General features: G+C 33.0%; 16 protein-coding genes. 5 read left to right on the forward strand and 11 right to left on the reverse strand.

What is annotated here, in order from left to right:
- Nucleotides 1-126: 126 nt before the first annotated feature.
- The gene (locus ACHRVZ_RS04580) at nt 127-1,452 is read right to left on the reverse strand and encodes a PDZ domain-containing protein (RefSeq protein WP_395421001.1); all 1,326 of its coding nucleotides are present in this window, start codon (nt 1,450-1,452) and stop codon (nt 127-129) included.
- A gap of 122 nt (nt 1,453-1,574) precedes the next feature.
- Between ACHRVZ_RS04580 and ACHRVZ_RS04585 the strand changes: the two genes are divergently transcribed.
- The 5 genes from ACHRVZ_RS04585 to lgt all read left to right on the forward strand — a co-directional run bounded on the left by ACHRVZ_RS04585 (nt 1,575) and on the right by lgt (nt 6,510).
- Nucleotides 1,575-2,771, forward strand: a complete 1,197-nt coding sequence (locus tag ACHRVZ_RS04585) for a pyridoxal phosphate-dependent aminotransferase (RefSeq protein ID WP_395421002.1) — start codon at nt 1,575-1,577, stop codon at nt 2,769-2,771.
- Between the two features lie 199 nt (nt 2,772-2,970).
- Complete coding sequence (folE, locus tag ACHRVZ_RS04590; protein ID WP_395421003.1) at nt 2,971-3,642, forward strand: GTP cyclohydrolase I FolE; 672 nt, start codon at nt 2,971-2,973, stop codon at nt 3,640-3,642.
- A 123-nt stretch (nt 3,643-3,765) separates the two neighbouring features.
- On the forward strand, nt 3,766-5,244 hold the full coding sequence (gene cysS, locus ACHRVZ_RS04595) for a cysteine--tRNA ligase (RefSeq protein ID WP_395421004.1): 1,479 nt from the start codon (nt 3,766-3,768) through the stop codon (nt 5,242-5,244).
- Between the two features lie 22 nt (nt 5,245-5,266).
- On the forward strand, nt 5,267-5,506 hold the full coding sequence (gene yidD / locus ACHRVZ_RS04600) for a membrane protein insertion efficiency factor YidD (protein ID WP_395421005.1): 240 nt from the start codon (nt 5,267-5,269) through the stop codon (nt 5,504-5,506).
- Between the two features lie 65 nt (nt 5,507-5,571).
- Nucleotides 5,572-6,510: a prolipoprotein diacylglyceryl transferase gene (gene lgt, locus ACHRVZ_RS04605; protein WP_395421006.1), complete on the forward strand. Its 939-nt coding sequence runs from the start codon at nt 5,572-5,574 to the stop codon at nt 6,508-6,510.
- Nucleotides 6,511-6,565: 55 nt separating this feature from the next.
- On the opposite strand, the gene ACHRVZ_RS04610 is transcribed toward lgt, so the two are convergent.
- From ACHRVZ_RS04610 to ACHRVZ_RS04655, 10 genes are all read right to left on the reverse strand, one after another.
- The gene (locus tag ACHRVZ_RS04610; protein WP_395421007.1) at nt 6,566-7,180 is read right to left on the reverse strand and encodes an acyloxyacyl hydrolase; all 615 of its coding nucleotides are present in this window, start codon (nt 7,178-7,180) and stop codon (nt 6,566-6,568) included.
- Nucleotides 7,181-7,262: 82 nt separating this feature from the next.
- Nucleotides 7,263-10,238 (reverse strand): protein translocase subunit SecDF, encoded by a 2,976-nt coding sequence (gene secDF, locus ACHRVZ_RS04615; RefSeq protein ID WP_395421008.1) that lies wholly within the window; start codon nt 10,236-10,238, stop codon nt 7,263-7,265.
- Nucleotides 10,239-10,465: 227 nt separating this feature from the next.
- A complete protein-coding gene (gene mdh / locus ACHRVZ_RS04620) occupies nt 10,466-11,401 on the reverse strand; it encodes a malate dehydrogenase (RefSeq protein ID WP_395421009.1) in 936 nt (311 codons plus the stop codon).
- A gap of 108 nt (nt 11,402-11,509) precedes the next feature.
- Nucleotides 11,510-13,450, reverse strand: coding sequence for a DNA topoisomerase (ATP-hydrolyzing) subunit B (gyrB, locus tag ACHRVZ_RS04625; RefSeq protein WP_395421010.1), 1,941 nt, complete (start codon nt 13,448-13,450; stop codon nt 11,510-11,512).
- A gap of 292 nt (nt 13,451-13,742) precedes the next feature.
- Nucleotides 13,743-16,475, reverse strand: a complete 2,733-nt coding sequence (locus ACHRVZ_RS04630) for a M16 family metallopeptidase (protein WP_395421011.1) — start codon at nt 16,473-16,475, stop codon at nt 13,743-13,745.
- A gap of 247 nt (nt 16,476-16,722) precedes the next feature.
- A complete protein-coding gene (asnB, locus tag ACHRVZ_RS04635; RefSeq protein ID WP_395421012.1) occupies nt 16,723-18,339 on the reverse strand; it encodes an asparagine synthase B in 1,617 nt (538 codons plus the stop codon).
- Between the two features lie 309 nt (nt 18,340-18,648).
- On the reverse strand, nt 18,649-20,325 hold the full coding sequence (gene asnB, locus ACHRVZ_RS04640; RefSeq protein ID WP_395421013.1) for an asparagine synthase B: 1,677 nt from the start codon (nt 20,323-20,325) through the stop codon (nt 18,649-18,651).
- A 375-nt stretch (nt 20,326-20,700) separates the two neighbouring features.
- On the reverse strand, nt 20,701-21,150 hold the full coding sequence (locus ACHRVZ_RS04645; protein ID WP_395421014.1) for a hypothetical protein: 450 nt from the start codon (nt 21,148-21,150) through the stop codon (nt 20,701-20,703).
- A 205-nt stretch (nt 21,151-21,355) separates the two neighbouring features.
- Nucleotides 21,356-23,110, reverse strand: coding sequence for a TonB-dependent receptor (locus tag ACHRVZ_RS04650; protein WP_395421015.1), 1,755 nt, complete (start codon nt 23,108-23,110; stop codon nt 21,356-21,358).
- 137 nt (nt 23,111-23,247) lie between these two features.
- On the reverse strand, nt 23,248-24,111 hold the full coding sequence (locus ACHRVZ_RS04655) for a PhzF family phenazine biosynthesis protein (protein WP_395421016.1): 864 nt from the start codon (nt 24,109-24,111) through the stop codon (nt 23,248-23,250).
- Between the last annotated feature and the right edge of the window lie 57 nt (nt 24,112-24,168).

The raw sequence follows: 24,168 nt of genomic DNA on the forward strand, positions 1-24,168 counted from the left end.
GTGTTAAATAAGTAAAAACATAAATTAGTAGTTAATTTTTCACAAATTTTAAATAAATAAAAAGAACGAATTACAATACAATTGCTTTTTATTCATGATTGCATAAATTATTGTTTTCCTTTTTTTTTACAATTCGTCTTCCAGCTTAAATCTGAATTTCAAAAGCAAACTATTTCGCTCTACTTCCATATTTATCCAAATATCTTCTTCTGATTTTAAAAGCGTATTTATCTGCTGTAAAGTATATTTATAAGGTATTGTTTTATTTATACTTACAATAATATCTCCTTTTTGTAATCCGCAACGTTCTGCGGCTGAGTTCTTACGAATATTTACAATTTCATATACCGGTTTTAATGAAAATTTGTATTTAAAATCTCCGTCTTTTTTATTATTCGCTTCTATATCATCTAATGAAGTAGCAACCTTTACCGTCTCTAAATGAACTGTTTCTTGCACCCATTGAAGTCCATTGTGCTGAATTGTGATTCCACTTTTATTATAAGTAAAGGGTTCAGAAAATTTGCTGTTTTTTCTAAGATATAACGTTTTATCAGCATAATCTAAAACCACTGTAAATCGTTTTAAAACTTCACCTCCTACTGAACCTATTCGGCCCGGTACCATTTTTACATTTCGAATAGAACTTGAATCAGGAAAAGACACAATTGGTTTTTTGAAATTAAACTCATCGATAGAAATTTTTCCAATTTTTGCGCGATGTCCCTCAATATCGCCACTAAAACCTTTTCCTAAAAAATCAGGAAAGTTTTTTTTAGGCAATTTAATTTTACTGTTTTCAAAAATCCAAAAAGCATCACTGTTTCCAATATCAATCAGCAATTTTGCAGGTATATCTACGCTATCTACAACGGCTGTAGCTATGATATAAGGTTTAGATCTTTCGATAGTAATAGGAACTTCTTTGAACTTTTTATCTAATTTTTTATGAATTTCGTCAGTATTAGCATGAACATAAATCTTCTTTTTTTGGTAATTAATCTCAACTAAATTATTTCTGAAAAATTTATATCCAATAATACCATTTACTGGAATTCCAATATGTGAAGACAAATTAAAACTCTGATCTAATATAATATAAAGTAAATGATTCTCCGATTTTAAACCATGAGTTTCTAATATATTGTTCGTCGATTTTAGCCCTTCTATTTCTTCTTCACTTCCTAATCCACGAAGTTTAATTTTCTCTACATTCTTAAAACTAACTTCTTGTTTTTCTTCCATACTAAACAAGATTGTCTCTTCGACTCCTGAATCTAACAAGAAATTTAATTCGATGCCGTTTACCTTAATTGGTATAAAAACAAGGTTATTAATCAATTTAAAAGGAATAGTAACCTTGGAAGCACTCTTTTCGATTACGAAATTGTCTTGTGCCTGAAGTGAAAAAGCTGTCAAAAGCCCAAAAAACAACATGAAATATTTTTTCATTGATAATATTTTATGATAAAATTACTAAAAATATTGATAATTGTTACATTTTAATAAGTACCCGTAATGTTTACGTTAAATTCGAAAAAAAAATGCAAATTTGCACTTCAATAATAAAACTCATGCCAACAATTTCTCACAAAGGCAGAAACATGCCCGAATCACCGATACGCAAGCTTGCTCCTTATGCAGATTCTGCAAAGAAAAAAGGACTTAAAGTGTATCACTTAAACATTGGTCAACCGGATATCAAGACACCCGAAGTGGCCATCGAGGCGGTAAAAAATATTGACAGAACTATTATCGAATACAGTCCATCTGCTGGATATGAAAGTTATAGAAAAAAATTAGCTCAATTTTACCAACGCCAAAATGTAAATGTTAACTCTGAAGACATCATTATTACTACTGGTGGCTCTGAAGCCTTATTATTTGCGTTGGCCACAATTACAGATCCAGGAGATGAAATCATTATTCCTGAGCCTTTTTATGCTAATTATCACGCTTTCGCCTCATCAACAAGTGCGGTAGTAGTTCCTGTTATTTCGACAATCGAAACTGGTTTTGCACTGCCGAGTATTGAGGATGTAGAGAAATTAATCACTCCTAGAACTAAAGCAATTTTAATTTGTAATCCTGGTAATCCAACGGGTTATTTATATTCAGAAGCCGAAATCAAACAACTAGCGGGTTTAATCAAAAAACACGATTTATATTTAATTGCTGACGAAGTTTACCGCGAGTTTTTGTACGACGGAGACGATATTCATTATTCTGTAATGAATCTTGAAGAGGTACAACAAAACGTAATCATGGTAGATTCTGTTTCAAAACGCTACAGTATGTGTGGCGCAAGAATTGGTTGCCTGGTTACTAAAAACAAAGACGTTTTGGCAACCGTTATGAAATTTGCTCAGGCACGCTTAAGTCCGCCAACAATTGAACAAATTGCTTGTGAAGCTGCCATAGACACTCCACAAAGTTATTTTGATGAAGTAATTGCAGAATATAAAGGCCGCCGAGATACTCTAATTACCGAATTAAATAAGATCGAAGGAGTTATTGTTACAAAACCAAAAGGCGCTTTCTATTGTATTGCACAATTGCCAATAGATAATGCAGATGATTTTGCACAATGGCTTCTTGAAAGTTATAATCTTAATGGCGAAACTGTCATGGTTGCTCCTGCTGCCGGGTTCTATTCGACTCCTGGAATGGGATTAAATCAAGTAAGGATTGCTTATGTCTTAAATAAAAAAGACCTAGTTACTGCTGTAAATATTTTAAAAGAAGCACTTTTGGTTTACAACAAAAAGTAATTGACAAAAATAAAATCATGAAAAGACAATAACCTATACGTTATTGTCTTTTGTGTTTTAAAAAAGTTGCATTTGAGTTTTAATTTAAATTATATCCAAAAAGAGGCAATTAAATAGTAAAAACGATAGAAAAGGTTTCCTTTTTATTAATTATCTTTACCGCCTTAAATAGATATACCCATACTAATAGTAGTTTTTAATGATAAATAACGAAGATTTTTTAGACGAAATAGGAGACAGTCATTTTAGCAATAATGCACAAAACCCTGTAAGAGAGGACGCATTTGATCTAAGTGACGAAGAAAAAATAGAAAAAATAAAAAAAGATGTCGAAAACATCCTGCAAACTTTAGGAATGGATTTGACTGATGACAGTTTAAAAGGAACTCCAAACAGAGTAGCAAAAATGTTCGTAAAGGAAATTTTTGGTGGTCTTAACCCAACAAAAAAACCAAAAGCATCTACTTTCGACAATAATTATAAATATGGCGAAATGTTAGTTGAGAAAAACATTACGCTTTATTCAACCTGCGAACACCATTTGTTACCTATCATAGGAAGAGCGCACGTAGCTTATATTTCTAGCGGAAGAGTTATTGGTTTATCTAAAATGAACCGTATTGTAGAATATTATGCAAAAAGACCTCAGGTTCAAGAGCGTTTGACTATGCAAATTGTTCAGGAATTACAAAAAGCCTTAGGAACTGAAGATGTTGCCTGTGTTATTGACGCAAAACACCTTTGTGTAAACTCAAGAGGAATTAAAGATATCGAAAGCAGCACTGTAACGTCTGAATTTGGTGGAAAATTCAAAGATCCTCAAACTAGAAGAGAATTTCTTGATTACATCAAACTAGAAACTCAGTTTTAGTTGAATCGGTAAATCGTTAATTTGTTAAATCGCTGCATCATGATTCTTAATTTCCGATTGAACAAGTAACAATTAAAAAAATCAACAATTAAACGAATAAACGGTTAAACAGTAAAAACAAATATGCCACTATATAGCAGTCAACCCCTAAAAATATACAATTCACTTTCTGGTGAAAAAGAAAATTTCAACCCAATTCATGAAGGAAATGTTGGAATGTATGTTTGCGGACCTACGGTTTATAGCAATGTACACTTAGGAAATGTGAGAACTTTTATGTCTTTTGACGTTATATTCAGGTATTTTTTACACCTTAATTATAAAGTTCGCTACGTTCGAAACATTACTGATGTTGGACACATTGTAGATGATGTTGATGAAGGTGAAGATAAAATTGCCAAAAAAGCTCGTTTGGAACAATTAGAGCCAATGGAGGTTGTTCAGCGCTATACGGTAGATTTTCACGACATTTTGAAGTCATTCAACTTTTTACCACCAAGCATTGAGCCAACGGCAACAGGGCACATTATCGAACAAATCGAAATCATCAAAAAAATTATCGACACCGGAATTGGATATGAAGCCAATGGATCGGTTTATTTTGATGTTGTAAAATACAACGAAACCAATAATTACGGAGTTTTAAGCGGTCGAAATATTGAAGACATGCTTGCTAACACACGTGATCTTGATGGACAATCTGATAAAAGAAATCCACAGGATTTTGCACTTTGGAAAAAGGCTGAACCGGAACACATAATGAGATGGCCTTCGCCTTGGAGTGATGGTTTTCCGGGTTGGCATCTTGAATGTACAGCAATGAGTACAAAATATCTTGGGAATCATTTTGATATTCATGGTGGCGGAATGGATTTAAAATTCCCTCATCACGAATGTGAAATTGCTCAGAACGAAGCTTGTACAGGACAATCTCCAGTAAATTATTGGATGCACGCCAACATGCTTACCTTAAACGGAAAAAAAATGGCAAAATCTACTGGAAATAATATTTTACCAGGTGAGATTCTAAGTGGAAACAATACCATTTTAAGCAAAGCTTTTTCAGCTTCTGTAACACGTTTTTTCATGTTGCAAGCTCATTACAGAAGTATCTTAGATTTTTCTGATGATGCCATTGTAGCTGCTGAAAAAGGTTATAAAAGATTAATGGAAGCTGTAGATGCTTTACCAAGTATTGCAGCAAGCAAAACAAGCTCAATTGATATTTCATCTTGGAAACAACTGTGCTACGATGCAATGAACGATGATTTTAATACGCCAATATTAATTGCGCAATTATTTGAAGGTGTTCGTTACATCAATTTATTGAAAGAAGGTAAAGAAACACTTTCTGCTGAAGACTTAAGCGCATTCGAAACTGCAATTAATGCTTTTGTTTTTGATGTTTTAGGCTTAAGCGATGAGAAAGCTGCCGACAGCAATAACGATAAGTTAGAAGGTGCTGTAAACATGCTTATCGGAATGAGAAACCAAGCCAGAGCTGATAAGAACTTTGCGCTTTCTGACCAAATCCGCGATCAGCTGATCGCTTTAGGTATTCAATTAAAAGACGGAAAAGAAGGCACTAGCTTCTCAATATAATTAATTCATTTTCTAATAAATCATGAAAGTAATTACTCCATTTGTTTTATTAGTTCGCTTTTATCAAACTGCAATTTCGCCATTTACACCGGCAAGTTGCAGATTTGAACCAACTTGTTCGACCTATATGATTCAAGCCCTACAAACGCACGGATTGTTTTATGGCGGTTACCTTGGAATGAAACGTATTTTGAGTTGCCATCCTTGGGGGAAAACTGGCTACGATCCGGTTCCTGAAAAGAAATGTTCACACAAACATTAACTTTTTATAAAGGAGAACTTTACTTTTAATATTTATTTTTACAAAACAAAAAAACATTTTAATATATGTCACACTCCTTAAATGTCATTTGGAATCCTTCGGAAGGAATTGATTTAGGATTTTTTATGATTCGCTATTACAGTTTAATGTTCGTAATTGCTTTTGGTTTAGGCTGGTTCATAATGAAAAAGATTTTCGAACGCGAAAATGAATCTATTGAAAAATTAGATTCTTTATTTGTATGGACTGTTTTAGCTACTTTAATTGGAGCTCGCTTAGGACATGTCTTTTTTTATGACTGGGAATATTTCAGAAATCATTTACTTGAAATATTTTTACCAGTTAGATTTGAACCAAAATTTGAATTTACAGGATTTCAAGGATTAGCCAGTCATGGTGCAGCAATCTCCATTATAATTGCAATGTATTATTACAGCAAAAAGATCTTAAAACGTCCATTATTATGGATTCTTGATCGCGTTGTAATTCCTGTTGCCAGTGGAGCAATTTTTGTTCGTCTTGGAAATTTTTTCAATTCTGAAATCATCGGACACGAAACCAATTCTGCATTTGGAATTCGTTTTTTACACGATACCTTTAGTAAATCAGAAGCAGTCAATGCAACGCAAATAGCTGATCCAAAAGCTGCATATACAGCAATTGTAACAGATCCTAAATTTGCCGATTTATTAGCACAAGTTCCAGCAAAACATCCTACACAATTATACGAAGGAATTAGCTATATTTTTGTCTTTGCCATTTTGTTCTTCTTGTACTGGAAAACAAACGCAAGGCTTAAATCAGGACTTTTATTTGGATTATTCCTGGTTCTTTTATTCGTTGTTCGTTTTGTAGTAGAATCTGTAAAAGAAAGCCAAGGCGGATTCGGAAATGAATTATTAGGAGGAATATTCTCTACAGGTCAATGGTTAAGTATACCTTTTATCATTATTGGTCTTTTCTTTATCATTAGAGCGCAGAGAAATCCTTTAGCAGCATCTTAAAAAATTATTTTAAATATAAAAACGCTCAATATCCGATGATATTGAGCGTTTTTTTTTATAAACAATAGGAAATACCAATTTCAATATTTTTAGTATTGTAGCCTGCATTTTCGCTATTCAGCCCAGCGTTAGAAACATGCCTGACACTTGGACGAACATCTAATCGAAACTGATTCATCTTAGCTGAAAAACCAATAGCTAAAACATCTGCAAAAGCAAACCCATTTGACATTCTTTCAGTCTCAGTATCAGTAATCATCGGACCAACACTTCCTAAAGCATAAATAGACAAGACTTTACCAATTGGCTTTCTTACCAAAAAACCAATATTTAATACATATTCATGAATATCTTTCAACTTGGTATATTCATCTCTTTTCTCAATATAATTTGGTGTTTCAGGCTTTACAAAATAGAAATTTAATAATTGATGTGTTGCAAAATTGACTTCCGGCTGAACTACTATTTCATACTGAAAATGCTTCGCTTTTTTTATTCGATAATACAACTCAATTTTATAAAAGTGATTTGTAAAGGAATAGTTTCTATTACTGAATTCACTCCCAAAACCATAATTAAAACCAATCGCCAAATCATTTTTTTTATCCTGACCTACAGCTTTCAATACCACTAAAAGAAACATTATAACCAACAGTAATTTTCTACTCATAAATAACACTTTACCGGTCTAAATATAGCACAAAAAAAAGACCCAACTTTCGTTGGATCTTTTTTTTATATTAAAGCAATAATTAAATCTTATTATTATGCTTGTCTTCGATATTATGTTTCTCATCACTAGAAATCGAATCAACCAATACTGGAGTTGCGATAAATAATGAAGAATAAGTACCTACAACAATACCAATTAACATTGCAAAGATAAATCCTCTAATAGATTCTCCACCAAAAATAAACATCGTTAATAATACAATGATCATCATTAATGACGTATTCAATGTTCTTGATAATGTAGTATTAATAGAAGCATTTACGATATCTTCAAAACTACCTTTACGGTTTCCGATAATAAACTCTCTAACTCTATCAAATACAATTACAGTATCATTCATTGAGTAACCAATAACAGTTAGAATCGCAGCAATAAAGTGCTGATCCATTTCCATGTGGAAAGGCATGAATTTATAACATAAAGAGTAAATACCTAATACAAAGATTACGTCATGCGCAACCGCTGCAATCGCACCTAATGAATATTGCCATTTACGGAAAGATACCATTAAGTATAAGAAAATAGCAGCCATAGCACCAAGTACAGCCCAGTATGAATTTGTTTTAATATCTTCAGAGATAGAAGCTCCAACTTTAGAAGATTGTAAAACTCCAACTTTTTTACCGTCAAAAGTATTAGTGAATTTATCATAAGTAACATTTGGGAAATATTTCTCTAATGCTTTGTATAATTTTTGATTCACTTCTTCATCAACAGCTACTCCATCTTCTTTGATTTTGTATTTTGTTGTAATTTTTAATTGATCGTCATCACCTAATATTTTTGCTTCAACCGGAGTACCGAAAGCAGCAGATAATTCATCAGAAATTACAGTAGCATCAACCGGTTTTTCAAATTTAACCTGGAAAGTTCTTCCTCCAACAAAATCAACACCTTCATCTAATCCGTTAACGAAGAAGATAGAAACTAAACTTACAACTACAACAATTGAAGAGAAGATATAAGTGAATTTTTTGATTTTAATAAAATCAAAGTGGAAATTAGTAAACCAGTTTTTAGTAATATTTGTAGAGAAAGTTAAATCTCCTTTTCCAGCAATATTTCTATCGATAAAGATTCTGGCAATAAAGATTGACGTAAACATTGAAGTTACGATACCGATAAGTAATGTTAAAGCAAAACCTTTAATTGGTCCTGTTCCAAAAATAAACAAGATAGCTCCAGTTAAAACGTGAGTTACGTTCGCATCAATAATAGAACGCATTGCTCCGTGCCATCCGTAAGAAGCAATAACTGCTTCAGACAATGATTTACCTTCACGTAATTCTTCTTTTGCTCTTTCAAATATAATAATGTTCGCATCTACTGCAGTACCTAATGTTAATACGATACCTGCAATACCTGGTAATGTTAATACAAAACCAAAACTTGCCATAATTCCAAACAAGAAAAGTAAGTTTAATAATAATGCTAAGTTAGCATACCAACCTGCTTTACCATAATAGAATACCATCCATAAACAAACTAATAAGAATCCTAAAACAGATGAAATAGTTCCAGCATCAATTGCAGCCTGACCTAAAGACGGTCCAACAACAGTAGATTGAATAATATCAGCAGAAGCCGGTAATTTACCCGCATTCAAAATATTAGCTAAATCTTTAGTTTCAGCAACGTCAAAAGAACCTGTAATTTCAGATCTTCCACCAGCAATTGGTCCACTAGTAACTCCAGGAGCAGAGTAAACAATATTATCAAGAACAATAGCAATATATCCTTTTTGAGAAAAAGCTCTTCCTGTTAATTCTTCCCAAACTTTAGCACCTTGGCTGTTCATTTGCATAGAAACAGCTGGTTTTCCTAATTGGTCAAAAGTATCTTTTGCATCAGTAACAACACCACCGCTCATAGCAGGAATGTTATCTCTGTTTCCTTTTAAAGCATATAATTCTACTGCTTCAACTTCTTTTCCTTTAGCATCTTTTAAACTAGTTGGTTTACTCCAAACAAATTTTGCATTGTGTTGGTCTGCACCTAATAAAATTCTAATATCTGCTCTTTTAAAATATGAATTAACAGCAGCTGTATCTTTTGGAGCAAAATAACCTAAAACTGGTCCACCACCTTGACCGATCATTTTGTCAAATAATGGATTGTTTCCTTTTTTAGTATCAACAGAATCTTTAGCGTCAGTCAATAAAGCATTCAATGAATCTTTAACAACAGCTTTAGTTTCATTTTTTTTGATTTCAGTCTTTTTTAAAGCTTCGTTAGTCGCTACTAAAAAGTTTCCAATTTCTTCAATTTTATAAGTTTCCCAAAACTCTAATTGAGCTTTTCCACCTAATAATTTTTTAATTCTATCAACATCCTTAGCACCTGGAAGCTCAACTAAGATTCTTCCTGTTTCTCCTAATTTTTGGATGTTTGGTTGTGTAACACCAAATTTGTCGATACGCTCTCTTAATACTTTGTAAGCACTTTCGATAGACTCATCAACTTTTTTCTTAATTACTTTTTGAACTTGTGCATCAGACATTTGAAAATCTACACCACCTTCTCCTTGCAAACTTCTGTTTGCAAAAATATCAGGCGAAGCTAATTTTACCGTTCCTTTTGAGTTAGCCTCAAAAGCTTCAAAAAACTTATTTAAATAGGTTTTGTTTCCTTCTAAATTTGCAGTTGCATCAGCTAATGATTTATTAAATACTGGATTTTTAGAGTTGTTTGCTAATCCTTTCAAAACGTCTTTAACAGAAATTTGAAGAATCACGTTGATTCCTCCTTCTAAGTCAAGACCTTTATTAAGTTGTTTGTTTTTTACTTCATTATAAGTAAAATCCGTAAAACCAAGATTTAACACTTTTTCTTTTCCAATAGAATCTAAATATTTTAATTCTTTGTCAGGATTGTCTCCTGCAAAAGCTTTAGCTTCACTTTTGACGTTATTGGCCACAAAAGTGAACGAAAGTTGGTAAATACTTACCAATGCAAATAGAATTGCGAAAAATTTAATAAGTCCTTTATTCTGCATTATTACTAAAAATTAATTATGTTTTATTGTTTGTTTTTGTTTTAAAGTCCCATAAAATAAGCCCTGATATGAGTTTTTAAAACTAAAAAATCGAGATCACGAATTACAACATTTTTTTTAAACCGAGCAAATATATAATTCTCGAAAAGATTAACCAATTTATTTATTAATTAATCTTAAAAAAAAGACTGCAAAAGTGCAGTCTTCTCCTTTTTTTTCGAAAATCGTTATACTAAAATCGATTTTAGAGCATCATTCATTCCTCGAACTGCATCTGCACTTTTAGCAAACAAAGCCTTCTCTGAGTCATTTAATTGAATATCTAAAATTTCTTCTACTCCATTTTTACCAATTATACAAGGTACTCCAATACAGATATCTTTTTGCCCATACTCTCCTTCTACAAAAACAGAACAAGCGATCATTTTCTTCTGATCATTTAAAATACTATCTACTAAATAGGCAACAGAAGCTCCTGGCGCATACCAAGCTGATGTACCTAAAAGACCTGTAAGAGTTGCTCCTCCAACCATTGTATCTGCAGCAACTTTTTGTAAAACCTCTTCTGAAAGAAATTCCGTAACCGGAATTCCATTATATGATGCCAAACGAGTTAACGGAATCATAGTTGTATCACCATGACCACCAATAACCATTGCCGAGATATCATTTGCAGGTTTGTCAAGAGCTAACGAAAGATACGTTCTAAAACGTGAACTATCTAATGCGCCTCCCATACCTATAATTCTATTTTTTGGCAATCCGGTTGATTTTAAAGCTAGATAAGTCATAGTATCCATTGGATTAGAAACTACAACTATTATTGTATTTGGAGAATGTTTCAATACATTTTCAGCAACTGTTTTTACAATTCCTGCATTTATACCTATTAATTCCTCACGAGTCATTCCTGGTTTTCTCGGAATTCCTGATGTAATAACTACTACATCACTTCCGGCGGTTTTAGAATAGTCGTTGGTCACACCAGATACTTTGGTATTAAAACCAGTATTTGTGGCGCATTGCATAATATCCAACGCTTTACCTTCGGCAAAACCTTCTTTAATATCCAACAACACTACTTCGCTTGCAATTCCTCTATAAGAAATAACGTCTGCACACGTAGCTCCAACATTTCCTGCTCCTACAATGGTAACTTTCATATTTTATACTTTATCGGTTATTAATTAATTTGTTTATTTTATAAATAGACAATTCGTTTAATCGTTTAGTAAATTTAAACAATTAAACGAATTGATCCTTAAGTTTTATTACGCATCGATGTTTGCATAAACTGCATTTTTCTCGATAAATTCTCTACGTGGCGGTACTTCATCTCCCATTAACATTGAGAATACTCTATCTGCTTCTGCAAGACTATCAATAGTTACCTGACGTAATGTTCTGAAACTTGGATCCATTGTAGTTTCCCACAATTGTTCTGCGTTCATCTCTCCAAGACCTTTATAACGTTGAATAGCAGCACTTCCTCCCATTCTTTCGTTAGCCTGATCGCGTTGAACGTCATTCCAAGCATATTCTTTTTTATTTCCTTTTTTAACTAAGTACAAAGGCGGAGCTGCAATGTAAACGTGACCTTCTTCGATCAATTCTTTCATAAAACGGAAGAAGAACGTTAATATTAAGGTAGAAATGTGACTACCATCGACATCGGCATCACACATGATGATTACTTTATGATATCTTAGTTTTTCAAGATTTAAAGCTTTACTGTCTTCTGCAGTACCAACGGTAACTCCTAAAGCTGTAAAAATATTACGAATCTCTTCGTTCTCAAATACTTTATGGTGCATCGCTTTTTCAACATTCAAAATCTTACCACGTAATGGCAAAATCGCCTGAAATGCACGGTCACGACCTTGTTTTGCTGTTCCACCAGCCGAATCTCCCTCGACTAGGTAAACCTCACATCTTGCAGGATCCTGCTCAGAGCAATCTGAAAGTTTTCCTGGCAATCCACCGCCACCCATAACGGTTTTACGCTGTACCATTTCACGTGCTTTCTTTGCAGCGTGACGCGCTTGTGCAGCCAAAATTACTTTTTGAATAATGATACGGGCATCATTTGGATTTTCTTCCAAATAATTCTCTAACATTTCTCCAACTGCCTGAGAAACCGGAGAAACTACTTCTCTGTTTCCAAGTTTTGTTTTTGTCTGACCTTCGAACTGTGGTTCTGCAACTTTTACCGAAATAATAGCTGTTAACCCTTCACGGAAGTCATCTCCCGCAATTTCGAATTTCAACTTATCCAACATTCCGGATGCATCTGCATATTTTTTAAGGGTTCTTGTCAAACCACTTCTAAAACCTTGTAAATGCGTTCCTCCTTCGTGAGTATTAATATTATTTACATAAGAGAAAATATTCTCTGTATAACTTGTATTGTAAATTAAGGCAACTTCAACCGGAATTTCACCTTTTTCGTGATCCATGCTGATTACGTGAGAGATAATTGGCTCACGGTTACCATCTAAATAGCGAATGTATTCTTTAAGGCCTTCATCTGAATGAAAAACTTCTACTTTAAATTCACCTTTTTCATCTACTTCTCTTTTGTCTGTAAATGTAATAGTGATTCCTTTGTTTAAGAAAGAAAGCTCACGCATACGAGCTGATAAAGTATCATAAGAAAACTCTGTAGTTTGAGTAAAGATTGTATTGTCAGGGTAAAAAGTCTGACGTGTACCTCTTTTGTCTGTTTCTCCAATTTGTTTAACCGGATACAATGACTTTCCTCTTTCGTACTCTTGTTCGTAGATTTTACCGTCTCTAAAAACAGTAGATTTCATATGAACAGAAAGTGCATTTACAACTGAAACCCCTACACCGTGTAAACCTCCGGAAACTTTATAAGAATCTTTATCGAATTTACCTCCGGCACCAATTTTAGTCATTACTACTTCAAGTGCCGAAACACCTTCTTTTTTATGTAAATCAACTGGAATACCACGACCGTTATCTTCAACTGTTACCGATCCGTCTTCATTTATTGCAACACCAATGGTATCACAATGTCCTCCCATTGCCTCATCAATAGAGTTATCAACAACCTCATAAACCAAATGATGTAGCCCTCGAACCCCTACATCTCCAATATACATCGATGGACGCATTCTTACGTGCTCCATTCCTTCTAATGCCTGAATACTATCTGCTGAATAATTGTTCTTCTTGATTTCTTCGCTCATATAATTTATTCTAAAAAATGTAATTATTGTCTAACACGCAAATATATAAAAACGCAAATTATATATCAGTTAAAATACGATTTAAAGCGCTTAAGTTATTAACACAACTGGTTAAAAAAAACAAAAATAACCCCAAAAGCCAACTTTAAATTCTAAACTTCACAAATTACAAATTCTAAAAATAGGAATAACATAAAAAAACCGAAATAAACATTTAGAATGTCATTCCGGTTTTTAAAATTATCACCTTCCAATTGGATTTTGGAATTTGAAAATTGGTATTTACTTTTTATTATTTTTTATTAAAATCTCCTGCATAAACAGAAGTCATTTTATCTAAACTTAAATACTTTTTCAAAGCAGTATTTACTTCATCAACTTTTAATGCTTTTACTTTGCTTTCTAGTGCATCATAATCATCAAGTGGTGTCCCATATTGAAGATAAGCATTTGTTAAAGCCATTAAAGTCACATCGTTTCCTAATCTGGTTTTTCTTTCGTTAAGCCAGCTTACTAAGTTCGATTTTAATTCCTCAGCTGTAAAACCGTCTTTTAATGCTTTTGAAATTTCTTCTTTAGCAGCCGTTTCAACCGCATTTTTTTTCGTTGGATTTAAAAAAGCATAGTACAACCAATATGCAGCATCGTTTGTAACCGGAATATCTATAAACGATCCCGCTCCATAACTAATTCCTTCTTTCTCTCTTAATCGCATCGGAATTCTGGCTGTTAAAAACCCTCCGCTTCCTAACATTTCATTTGCCATAACAAAAGCTGGATAATCAGGACTTTTTAAGTTCATTTTAAAACTTATTTTCCCTATTGCAACAGCATTTTCTTTATCTGGAGTAATAAAATCTTTATCTAATTTTTTAGTTTCAAAAAAAGTTGGCTGTGCCATTACATATTTTGATTTAGAATTCCATTTCCCAAAGGTATTCTCTAAAATTTGCTCAGTAGTTTTAGCATCTAAATCTCCAACTACACTTCCAAATCCGTTGTTTCCTCCTAAAATATTGTTATAAAAATCAACTATTTCAGATTGTTTTATCTTTTTATAAGCATCAATTTGTTCCTGAACTGTTGACGTATAAAAAATACTTTCTTTAGAATATTTTTCTGTTTGTTTTGAAACTTCTACAAATGCAATAGATTGAGGATCATTTAAACTTGATTCTAGATAAGTATTATACTCATTGATCGTTTTAGTTAATTCATTTTGCGGAAAAGTTGAATTCACCAACAAATCACCTAAAATTCCCATCACCTCTTTAAAACTCTCTTTATAAGTATTGACATTTACTACCAGGGTTTGTCCTGAATAATTAAAATTCAAACTAGATTTCAGTTGATCTAATCGATCGCTTATTTGTTCTTTGGTTTTGGTTTTAGTTCCAGTTTTTAACAATTGAGCCAAAATAGATCCTGTATCCGTTTTTCCTGCCAAATCTTTTTCATTACTTACCGGAAATTTAAAACTAGCCTGAACTTTACCACCTTTAATTTCTTTTTTTATCAACCCGTATTTTGCACCATTACTTAGTTTTCCTTCAACAAAATTTTGTTTCAAGTTTTTTATAGAAGCTTCAAATGGAGCAGTTTCTTTTTCTAAAGCTTTTCCTTTATAATCTTTTGTAAAGGCCAATAGCTGCTCATCTGTATATTCTGTAGGTTTTACGCGTTGTTCATCTTTAGTAGGAATAAATACCCCAACTGTTCTGTTATTGCTTCTAAAATACCTTTCGGCTACTCTTTGAATATCTTCTTTTGTTAAATTTTCAATAGCATCTCTATACAAGAAACCTAATCTATAATCTCCGGCTCCAACAATTTCAGTAAGATTTATAGCAAACGAAATGGTGTTGTTTTTAACACTTTCAATTTGTTTTATAATTTTTGCTTTAGCTCTACTTACATCTTCATCAGTATATTTTGTCGATGCAATTTTATCCAACTCAGTTCTTACTAAATCTTTTGTTGCTTTAACATCTTTATCATTAGGAACCGCAATTCCAAAATACATATAACTGGCATCTCTCGTCGTTGGTTGCCAAAAATAAATACTAGATACTTTTTGAGTTTCTACTAAAGTCTTATATAAATAACCCGATGGATCTGCTGTTAGAATTTCGCCTAAAGCATCAATCGCAGCATAATCCTTATCTACATAAGCAGCTGTATGATACAAAGCACCAATATTTTTACTATCTCCTGCTCTATTTAATTCTACAAATTTCTCACCGTCCTGCGCTGGCTCTATAGTATAGGTTTTATCTAAAACTCTTTTTGGTTTTGGAATCGATCCAAAATACTGTCCTACATATTGCAAAGCTTTTTGCTCATCAAATTTACCCGCAATTATTAAAGTCGAATTGTCTGGCTGGTAATATTTTTCATAAAAAACGCGCAAAGTATTTGCTTTTACTCTTTCTATATCTTCTTTACTACCAATAGTACTATTTCCGTAATTGTGCCATAAGTAAGCGGTAGAAAGTATACGTTCCTGCAAAACTCCATCCGGATTATTTTCGCCAATTTCGAACTCATTTCTAACTACAGAGAATTCTTTATCAAGATCGGTTTGTAAAATGGTAGCGTTTATCATCCTGTCGGCTTCCATTTCAATACTCCATTTTAAATTTTCATCGGTTGATGGAAAAACTTCGTAATAATTAGTACGATCATACCAAGTAGTCCCGTTTGCACTTCCTCCTTTATCAGAAAGCATTTTTTTAATATCGCCAAGATTCTTGGTACTTTTAAAAAGCATGTGCTCTAATAAATGCGCCATACCTTTCTCGCCATAACCTTCATTTCTGGAACCAACATTATAAACAATATTTACAACCATATTGCTCTGGGAAGCATCCGGAATCAAAAGAACTTTGAGTCCGTTATTTAATGAATATTCTTTTACTCCTTCGACATTTTTAATGTATTTTGGAGCCTCCGTTTTTTGTGCATAGACGGAACTCAACGTAGCAAATGAACAGTACAAGATACTGCTTAGCAATAAGTTTCTCATAAATTGTTTTTAAGGATTAGTTATTTTTGGTAACCAAATATAGTATTTTTCCTAAATACAACAATTCGTAATTAACTTACTTTTTAGAAAATTCCACATTCAAATTCCTACTTTTCAGAAGGCTTCCTTTGTTTGCTAGTCTTAACGTTTAAATTTTAAAATTAAAATCAAAAAAAAATCCGAAACAACACTGAATAATGTTCGTTTCGGATTTATATATTTTAGTTTTATTTCTAAAAATAGAAGTTTAAACCGTAATTCCAACTTTTGAAATTTCAATATCTGCTTTTACGTGAGCTGCATTGGCTCTTCCGCTTGGATCTTGGTTTTCTTGCCATTTCGGAATCCATTTTCGAACTGTTTGTGCAGCACTTACTTGTGGATAAAATTTATGAAAAATAGATCTGTAAAAATAAGCTTCTTTAGTAGTTGGCGAATTGTACGGAAATTCTACACTTGCTCCTGCCAATTGCTCGTCTGAAACTTGAGTAGCACAATACTCTATTAATTGGTCTATCCAGCTATATCCAACACCATCAGAAAATTGCTCTTTTTGCCTCCATAAAATCTCATTTGGCAAATAAGGATCTTCTGGCGTATCAAATGCTTTTCTTAAAATATACTTTTCTATTCCGTCGTACGTTTTTGGCTGTTTTTCTTCCGTTTTAATTCGAATTGCAACATCTAAAAAAGCAGTATCTAAAAACGGTATTCTAGCTTCTAAACCGTGAGCCATTGTTGTTTTATCTGCGCGCAATAAATCGGCTGTAAATAACTTCTGAACTCTTTCGATAGTTTCATCCTGAAATTCTTCTGCAGATGGTGCGTTTCTAAAATATAAATGTCCACCAAAAATTTCATCTGCTCCTTCTCCGGAAAGAATTACTTTAATTCCCTGATCAGCTATTGCTTTAGACAATAAATACATTGGAACTCCGGATCTTACTGAAATAATATCATATGTTTCAATATGATAAATAATTTTTTCTAAAATTTGAACACCTTCTTCTACGGTAAAATGAATTTCATGGTGTTCAGTACCTAAAAATTCAGCTGCTTTTCTAGCTGCACTATTATCAGGTGAATTAGCATCTAATCCGATAGAAAATGAATGTAACTTTTCACCATTATCTTTCAACAATCGAGAAGCGATTGATGACAACAAAGACGAATCTAAACCTCCAGAAAGCAAAACACCAACCGGCACTTCACTCATTAAACGTTTACGTGTAGCTTCTACCAATGTTTCGCGAATTAAATCTAAATCTAATGATTGATTTGCATTAGAATGATCATCATATTCAGGATCAGAGTATTTTACAAAACCTGTTTTGGCTGTATAATAGTGTCCCGGAGGAAAAGTCGAGAATGATTTACATTGATCCGCAATTGATTTCATTTCTGAAGAAAAATAAATCCTTCCTCTTTCATCCAATCCATAATATAAAGGTTTCACTCCAATTGGATCTCTTCCTGCTATATAATTATCACCATCAATGATTACAAAAGCAAAATCTCCGTCAAGTTTATTGCAGAAATTATATCCAAATTCTTCGTACAAGTGTACAATTACTTCTGAATCTGATTTTGTTCTAAATGTATGTTCTTTTAAAACGGTGTCTTTTAATTCCTGATAGTTATAGATTTCTCCATCGTGAACCATCCAAGCTTTATTAGTTCCTTGAATTGGCTGTTTTCCCGATTTCAAATCAATGATCGATAAACTTTCATGGCAAATAATACTGCCATTTTCCATAATGCGAAAATCTCTTTCATCAGGACCACGATGCGACATTCTTTTAGAAAGCTCTTTTACAAGTTGCGGGTCTTTTCCTTTACCAATCACGGCTAACAATCCAGACATACTATTCTATATTTTTATTGATTTTACTTTTAACCTCGCCTCATGCAAAGTTTAAAACTATTATAATCTGAGTATTCACAGTAAATTAACTCATATTTTCTGATCTTATTTAAAAACAACATCTTACTATCAGCCATTTAACTTTACTTCAACAATCGTCAAATATAAAAAAGAAAGTTAAACAATTATATAATAATCATTTTTAAGTAATTGAAACAATAGAATTTAACAATTTTAGACAAGAAAAACGTTCTCAATACTGAGAACGTCTTCTGGAAATAATATATACTAATTCTAAAAAATTCTTGTTTATGCTTTTGCGTAAGCATCATCGTGCACGCTGGCAACCGCTCTACCAGAAGGATCATTCATGTTTTTAAAAGCTTCATCCCACTCCAAAGCGATTTTTGTACTACAAGCCACACTCGCTTCCTGAGGTACACATAAAGCCGCTGCATCACTTGGAAAATGCTCTGCAAAAATCGAACGATAGTAATACTCTTCTTTAGAAGTTGGCGTTTGCAACGGGAACTTGTATTTAGCATTTGCCAATTGTTCGTCTGAAACTTCTTTGGCTACCACTTCTTTCAAAGTATCAATCCAGCTGTATCCTACTCCATCAGAAAATTGTTCTTTTTGTCTCCATGCTACACTTTCAGGCAACATATCTTCAAAAGCTTTTCTAACTACCCATTTTTCCATTGGGTGCTCTTTGTTGATCATTTTATCTTGTGGGTTGATGCGCATTGCAACATCCATAAATTCTTTATCTAAGAACGGAACACGGCCTTCGATTCCCCATGCTGCTAAACTTTTGTTAGCACGCAAACAATCGTACATATGTAATTTACCTAACTTACGAACGTTTTCTTCGTGAAATTCTCTTGCGTTTGGCGCTTTGTGGAAATATAAATATCCTCCAAATAACTCATCTGCACCTTCTCCTGAAAGTACCATTTTAATTCCCATTGATTTAATAACTCTCGCCATTAACCACATTGGAGTTGATGCTCTAACAGTAGTTACATCATATGTTTCTAAGTTATAAATTACATCACGCACAGCATCTAAACCTTCCTGAATAGTAAATTTAATCTCGTGGTGAATAGTTCCAATATGTTTTGCTACAATTTGAGCAGCAGCTAAATCAGGAGAGCCATCAAGTCCTACTGAAAAAGAGTGCAATTGTGGGTACCAGGCATCTGTAGTATCATCTGACTCGATACGTTTTTGTGCAAATTTTTTGGCTACAGCCGAAGTAATAGACGAATCTAGACCTCCCGAAAGTAAAACTCCGTAAGGAACATCACTCATTAATTGTCTGTGAACCGCTGCTTCAAGTGCTTCTTTAATTGCAGGAATACTTGTTTCGTTGTCTTTTACAGCATCATAATCTGTCCAGTCTCTTTTGTACCATTGTACAAATTCACCGTCTTTACTTGTCATATAATGTCCCGGAGGAAATAACTCAATTTTTGTACAATATCCTTCTAAAGCTTTCAACTCAGAAGCTACATAAAAAGTTCCGTGTTGATCCCACCCAATGTATAATGGAATAATTCCCATATGGTCACGAGCGATAAAATACTCATCTTTATCTACATCATAAATTGCAAATCCAAAGATTCCGTTCATTTCATCAACAAAGTGAGGTCCTTTTTCTTTGTAAAGAGCAAGAATAACTTCGCAATCACTTTCAGTTTGAAAGTTATATTTTCCTTCAAATTGTTTACGCAATTCTCTGTGGTTGTAAATTTCGCCATTTGCAGCCAAAACCAATTTTTTATCCTCGGTAAATAAAGGTTGTTTTCCTGAAGCTGGATCTACAATCGCCAAACGCTCATGAGAAAGAATTGCTTTATCATTGCTGTAAATTCCGCTCCAGTCCGGTCCGCGGTGACGAATGATTTTAGACATTTCTAATACTTGAGGTCTTAAGGTTTCGGCTTTTTGTTTTAGATCAAAGGCACATACGATTCCACACATAATTCTATATTTTTAATTGTAAATTTTATTTTGATAAGGCAAAGATGCGATATCAGTTACAATTGAAAAACATAAATATTGATTTTAGTTTAAATATTAAATCATTTTCACTAATTTACATGTAAAATGTAAAATTTTAGCACAAAAAAAAGCCCGAAACTTATAAATTTCAATTTCGAGTTCAATTAAGGCACAAAACACAAGAATTTAAAGAGATGTTTAAATTAAATTCTATGATAACACATAATCGCTGAAAGATTCACAAAATGAAGAAAGAAAGCACTTCCAGAATTATTGTTTTAGTTAATCTTGTCATTTCGATGTAAGGAGAAATCGCACTCATAAATCGACAAAGATTGTATGCATATTCAAACCTTACAAAACACTTTCAATAGTATAATGTGTTTTATTAATCTCAAAAGCAAACCCCACTTTATTTCCCATTAAATGAGAACCAAGCGGCGATTGTGGCGAAAGTGCAATAACGTTTATACCGTCAATTGTAATTTTAGGAAGTGCCACACTTACATACAAGTAAATTCCGTTGGCTTTTACCAAGCTGCCAGAAATAATATTTTCAGTAGTTTTTGAGGCATCAATTTTATCTAAAATCGCTTTTTGAGTTATAGCTTCTTTTAATTTATTGGTGAGTTTTTCCTGCTCGATGTGCATCATCGACAAAGCCGTTTCGTGCTTATCACCGGCGGAACCTTTGGCATCATTTTTAGAATCTTCGGTCAAAGCCGAAATCATGTCTCTAAAAACATCGATTCGATCCTGAACCATTTGCAAATAATAAGAGTGTATTTTTTGTTTGAATTCCATTTTTTTTAGGTACTGAGGTGCTAAGTTACAAAGGTGCAAAGGTTTTTTACTTCTGCAATTTTTTTTTACCCCGAATTACACCAATTTTTACCAATTATAAAATGCAAAATTCGCAAAGCTTCATATAAACGAGCTTTGCGAACTTTATGTTTTATCGAGGCAACGCCAGATAAAAATCTTTGTGTGCTTTGCGGTTAAAAAAAAATTAAAAATCGAATTTATAATTTCCTCCAACTAATACCTGAAATCCCTGAACCGGATAATTCATCCATTTTTGATACGCCTGATTTCCGATATTGTTTAATTTTAAGAAAAAAGTTAAACGTTCGTTGTATTTATATCCAACATGCGCATTGGCATCAAAGTAACTTTTTAATGTTGTTATAACCGGATCAGTACCTAAATCCAAATTAGATTGCATGTCTTTACGTTCTCCTACATAAAACACATTTAAGCCGGCATACCATTGTTTTGTAATGTTTACATCCAGATTTGAACTCAATTTCATCGAAGGTAAATTCCAGGCTTCTAAACCATCAAATTTGTAACTATTAAAAGTTCCGTTGATTCCAAAAGAAACATTTTGAGAAAAATCAGCTTTTAATTCTCCATAAAAACGAAATGTTCTTACATCATCATAAACAACTCCAAAAGAGTTTCCAAAAGCATAATTTTGATTAGAAAAATCTTCTGTATAATCATTGCCTTTAAACAATGCTTTATCTTTTTCATTCAAATATGAACCTGTAATATTGTAATTGATATTATTAGCCAATTTACCTTTTAAACCAGCAAAAACAGTATATTGATTATTCGTAGGCCTCATGTTAAGCGTTGGAGATAAAAACTGATTTTCATTTGCAAAATCGGCATATGAATTTTGTTCTAAGCCACCATTTACTCCCGTATAGAAAATCATCAAATCACCAACTAATTTATATGATGCATTTACTTTTGGATAGATATAAAATTTATTTCCGCTATTCTCAGAATCTAAACCATAAAATAAACCAGCTCCCAATTCAAGTGTCCAATCGTTTTCAAGAATTACAAAACTAGGCTCAATTCCAAAATTAGTTAAACTATATTTTAGCGGTTGCGTATTATCGCGAGCATAATTATGCTCAAAAGAACCGCTTACGTGATCGACAATAATATTGGTATTAATCGATTGATCCATTACTTCAACTTTAAAAGTAGGCTTCACATAAAAACGATTTTCAGACGAAGAAAAGCTATCAGAGAAGTGCGTAAATTTAGTTGCTATTTTACTAAAAATCCCTTCATTAAATTCCACGTTTCCACCTAAAGAAATTGTGTTATAGGAGTGATTGGGATTGATTCCTCTTATCAAATCATCACGAGTTTGTCCTGCCAGAGTCGAACCAAATTCTGCCGGTAAACCGTACCAATTATACAATTGATTTTGATAGCCCAACTCAATATTCCAAGCCATATCACGATTGTTAACGCCGTAAGCAACATTTAAAGCCGTATCATAAAACTCATCATTTAAATCTACACCGCTAATTCCGCCTTGCGACGAATGATGACGAAACATTCCTGCCACATAATCATTATTCCCTAAATCCTGATTCACAAATAATTCAGCATTTAAAGTTCCGTAATTCCCAACTCCTAAAGTCGCGTAATTGTTAAACAATTTTTCCTTTTTAGATTTCTCCACACCTTCAGCTTTTCCTTTTGATGGCGTAAAAGTTGAAGCAACAGGAACTGATAAAATACTGTATTTTATAGTTTCTTTAGGCTGATTACCTGTATCGTCAAGCGAAGGAGTTTCTTTTATTTTAAAAGCATCTGAAATCGTTGGCGAATACGGTTTTACCACATTTACAGTTTCTGTTCCTATAGTTTCCTCTTTTTTAGTCTGAGAAAACGAAAGCTGGACCACAAACAATAATAATAAAACGATGATTTTATTCTGGCAATTAATTTTCATATTTCTTTTTTTTGAGAGGAAAGAAAATAGATTAAAGAATATAGACTTCTCCCTTTTCTAAATTTTCAAATTATTCTTTACTCTATTTTTTATTTTCTAAATCTTTACTCTTTGTTCTATATTCTATTCTCTTTCGACTAAACTTCCCATTCCCCTTTGGCAACAAACTGAGCTTTTCCTCCTATTCTAATATCAAACTCATTCTCGCTTAAACTTCCTTTAAAATAAATTTGAGACGGACGGTTTATATAATCTCCCTGATAATTAATTAAATCAATTTCCGGTTTATAATATTTCAGTAAAAAAGCTTGTAAGCAGGTACTCGCACTTCCTGTTGCAGCATCTTCTACCAATTGATTATGTTCGATACACAACATTCTGCTAAACAATTTTGAACCTTCTAAATAATAAAAGTATAACGCTCTGTGCGTTGTTTTGCAATTGTTTTTCAGCCATACCTCCGTTTTATCTTTGTCTAAAACCAAGTTTTCCAGTGCTCTTTTACTACTTAAACCAACCATTACAAAAGCACTTCCAGTTGTAACTTCCTGAATTGGAAATTGATTTTCAAAATCGTGATTTTCTAGATTACTGAATACTGTAAAATCTACTTTCGAAAAAATATCCCAGAATTTCGGCTGCGCTGCTTTTAACCAAATCAAACCTTCAGATTGATGAATAGCAATTGGCCCGATCGGAACATTCAATTTTATATTCTCCGGCGAATTATTAAATACTTTATTCATCAAAACCCATGAAGTCCCAATTATTGGATGTCCCGCGAATTGCATTTCCTGAGAGGGTGTAAATATTTTTATTTCTGCTTTATTATTTTCTAAATCAAGCTTTGTAACAAAAGTGCTTTCTGCGAAATTAATTTCACGTGCAATTTGCTGCATTTCTTCTGAACTTAATTTTCCTGCATCCAAAAAAACAGCCAATTGATTTCCGGCATATTTCTTTTCAGCAAAAACATCAACTATATAAAAGGGTATACTCATTATTTTTTCTTTAAAGAATATAGATAAAAGAACCAAGAGACAAGACTTCCGTTCTAT

Source organism: Flavobacterium sp. FlaQc-57, from assembly GCF_044007395.1.
GTDB lineage: Bacteria > Bacteroidota > Bacteroidia > Flavobacteriales > Flavobacteriaceae > Flavobacterium.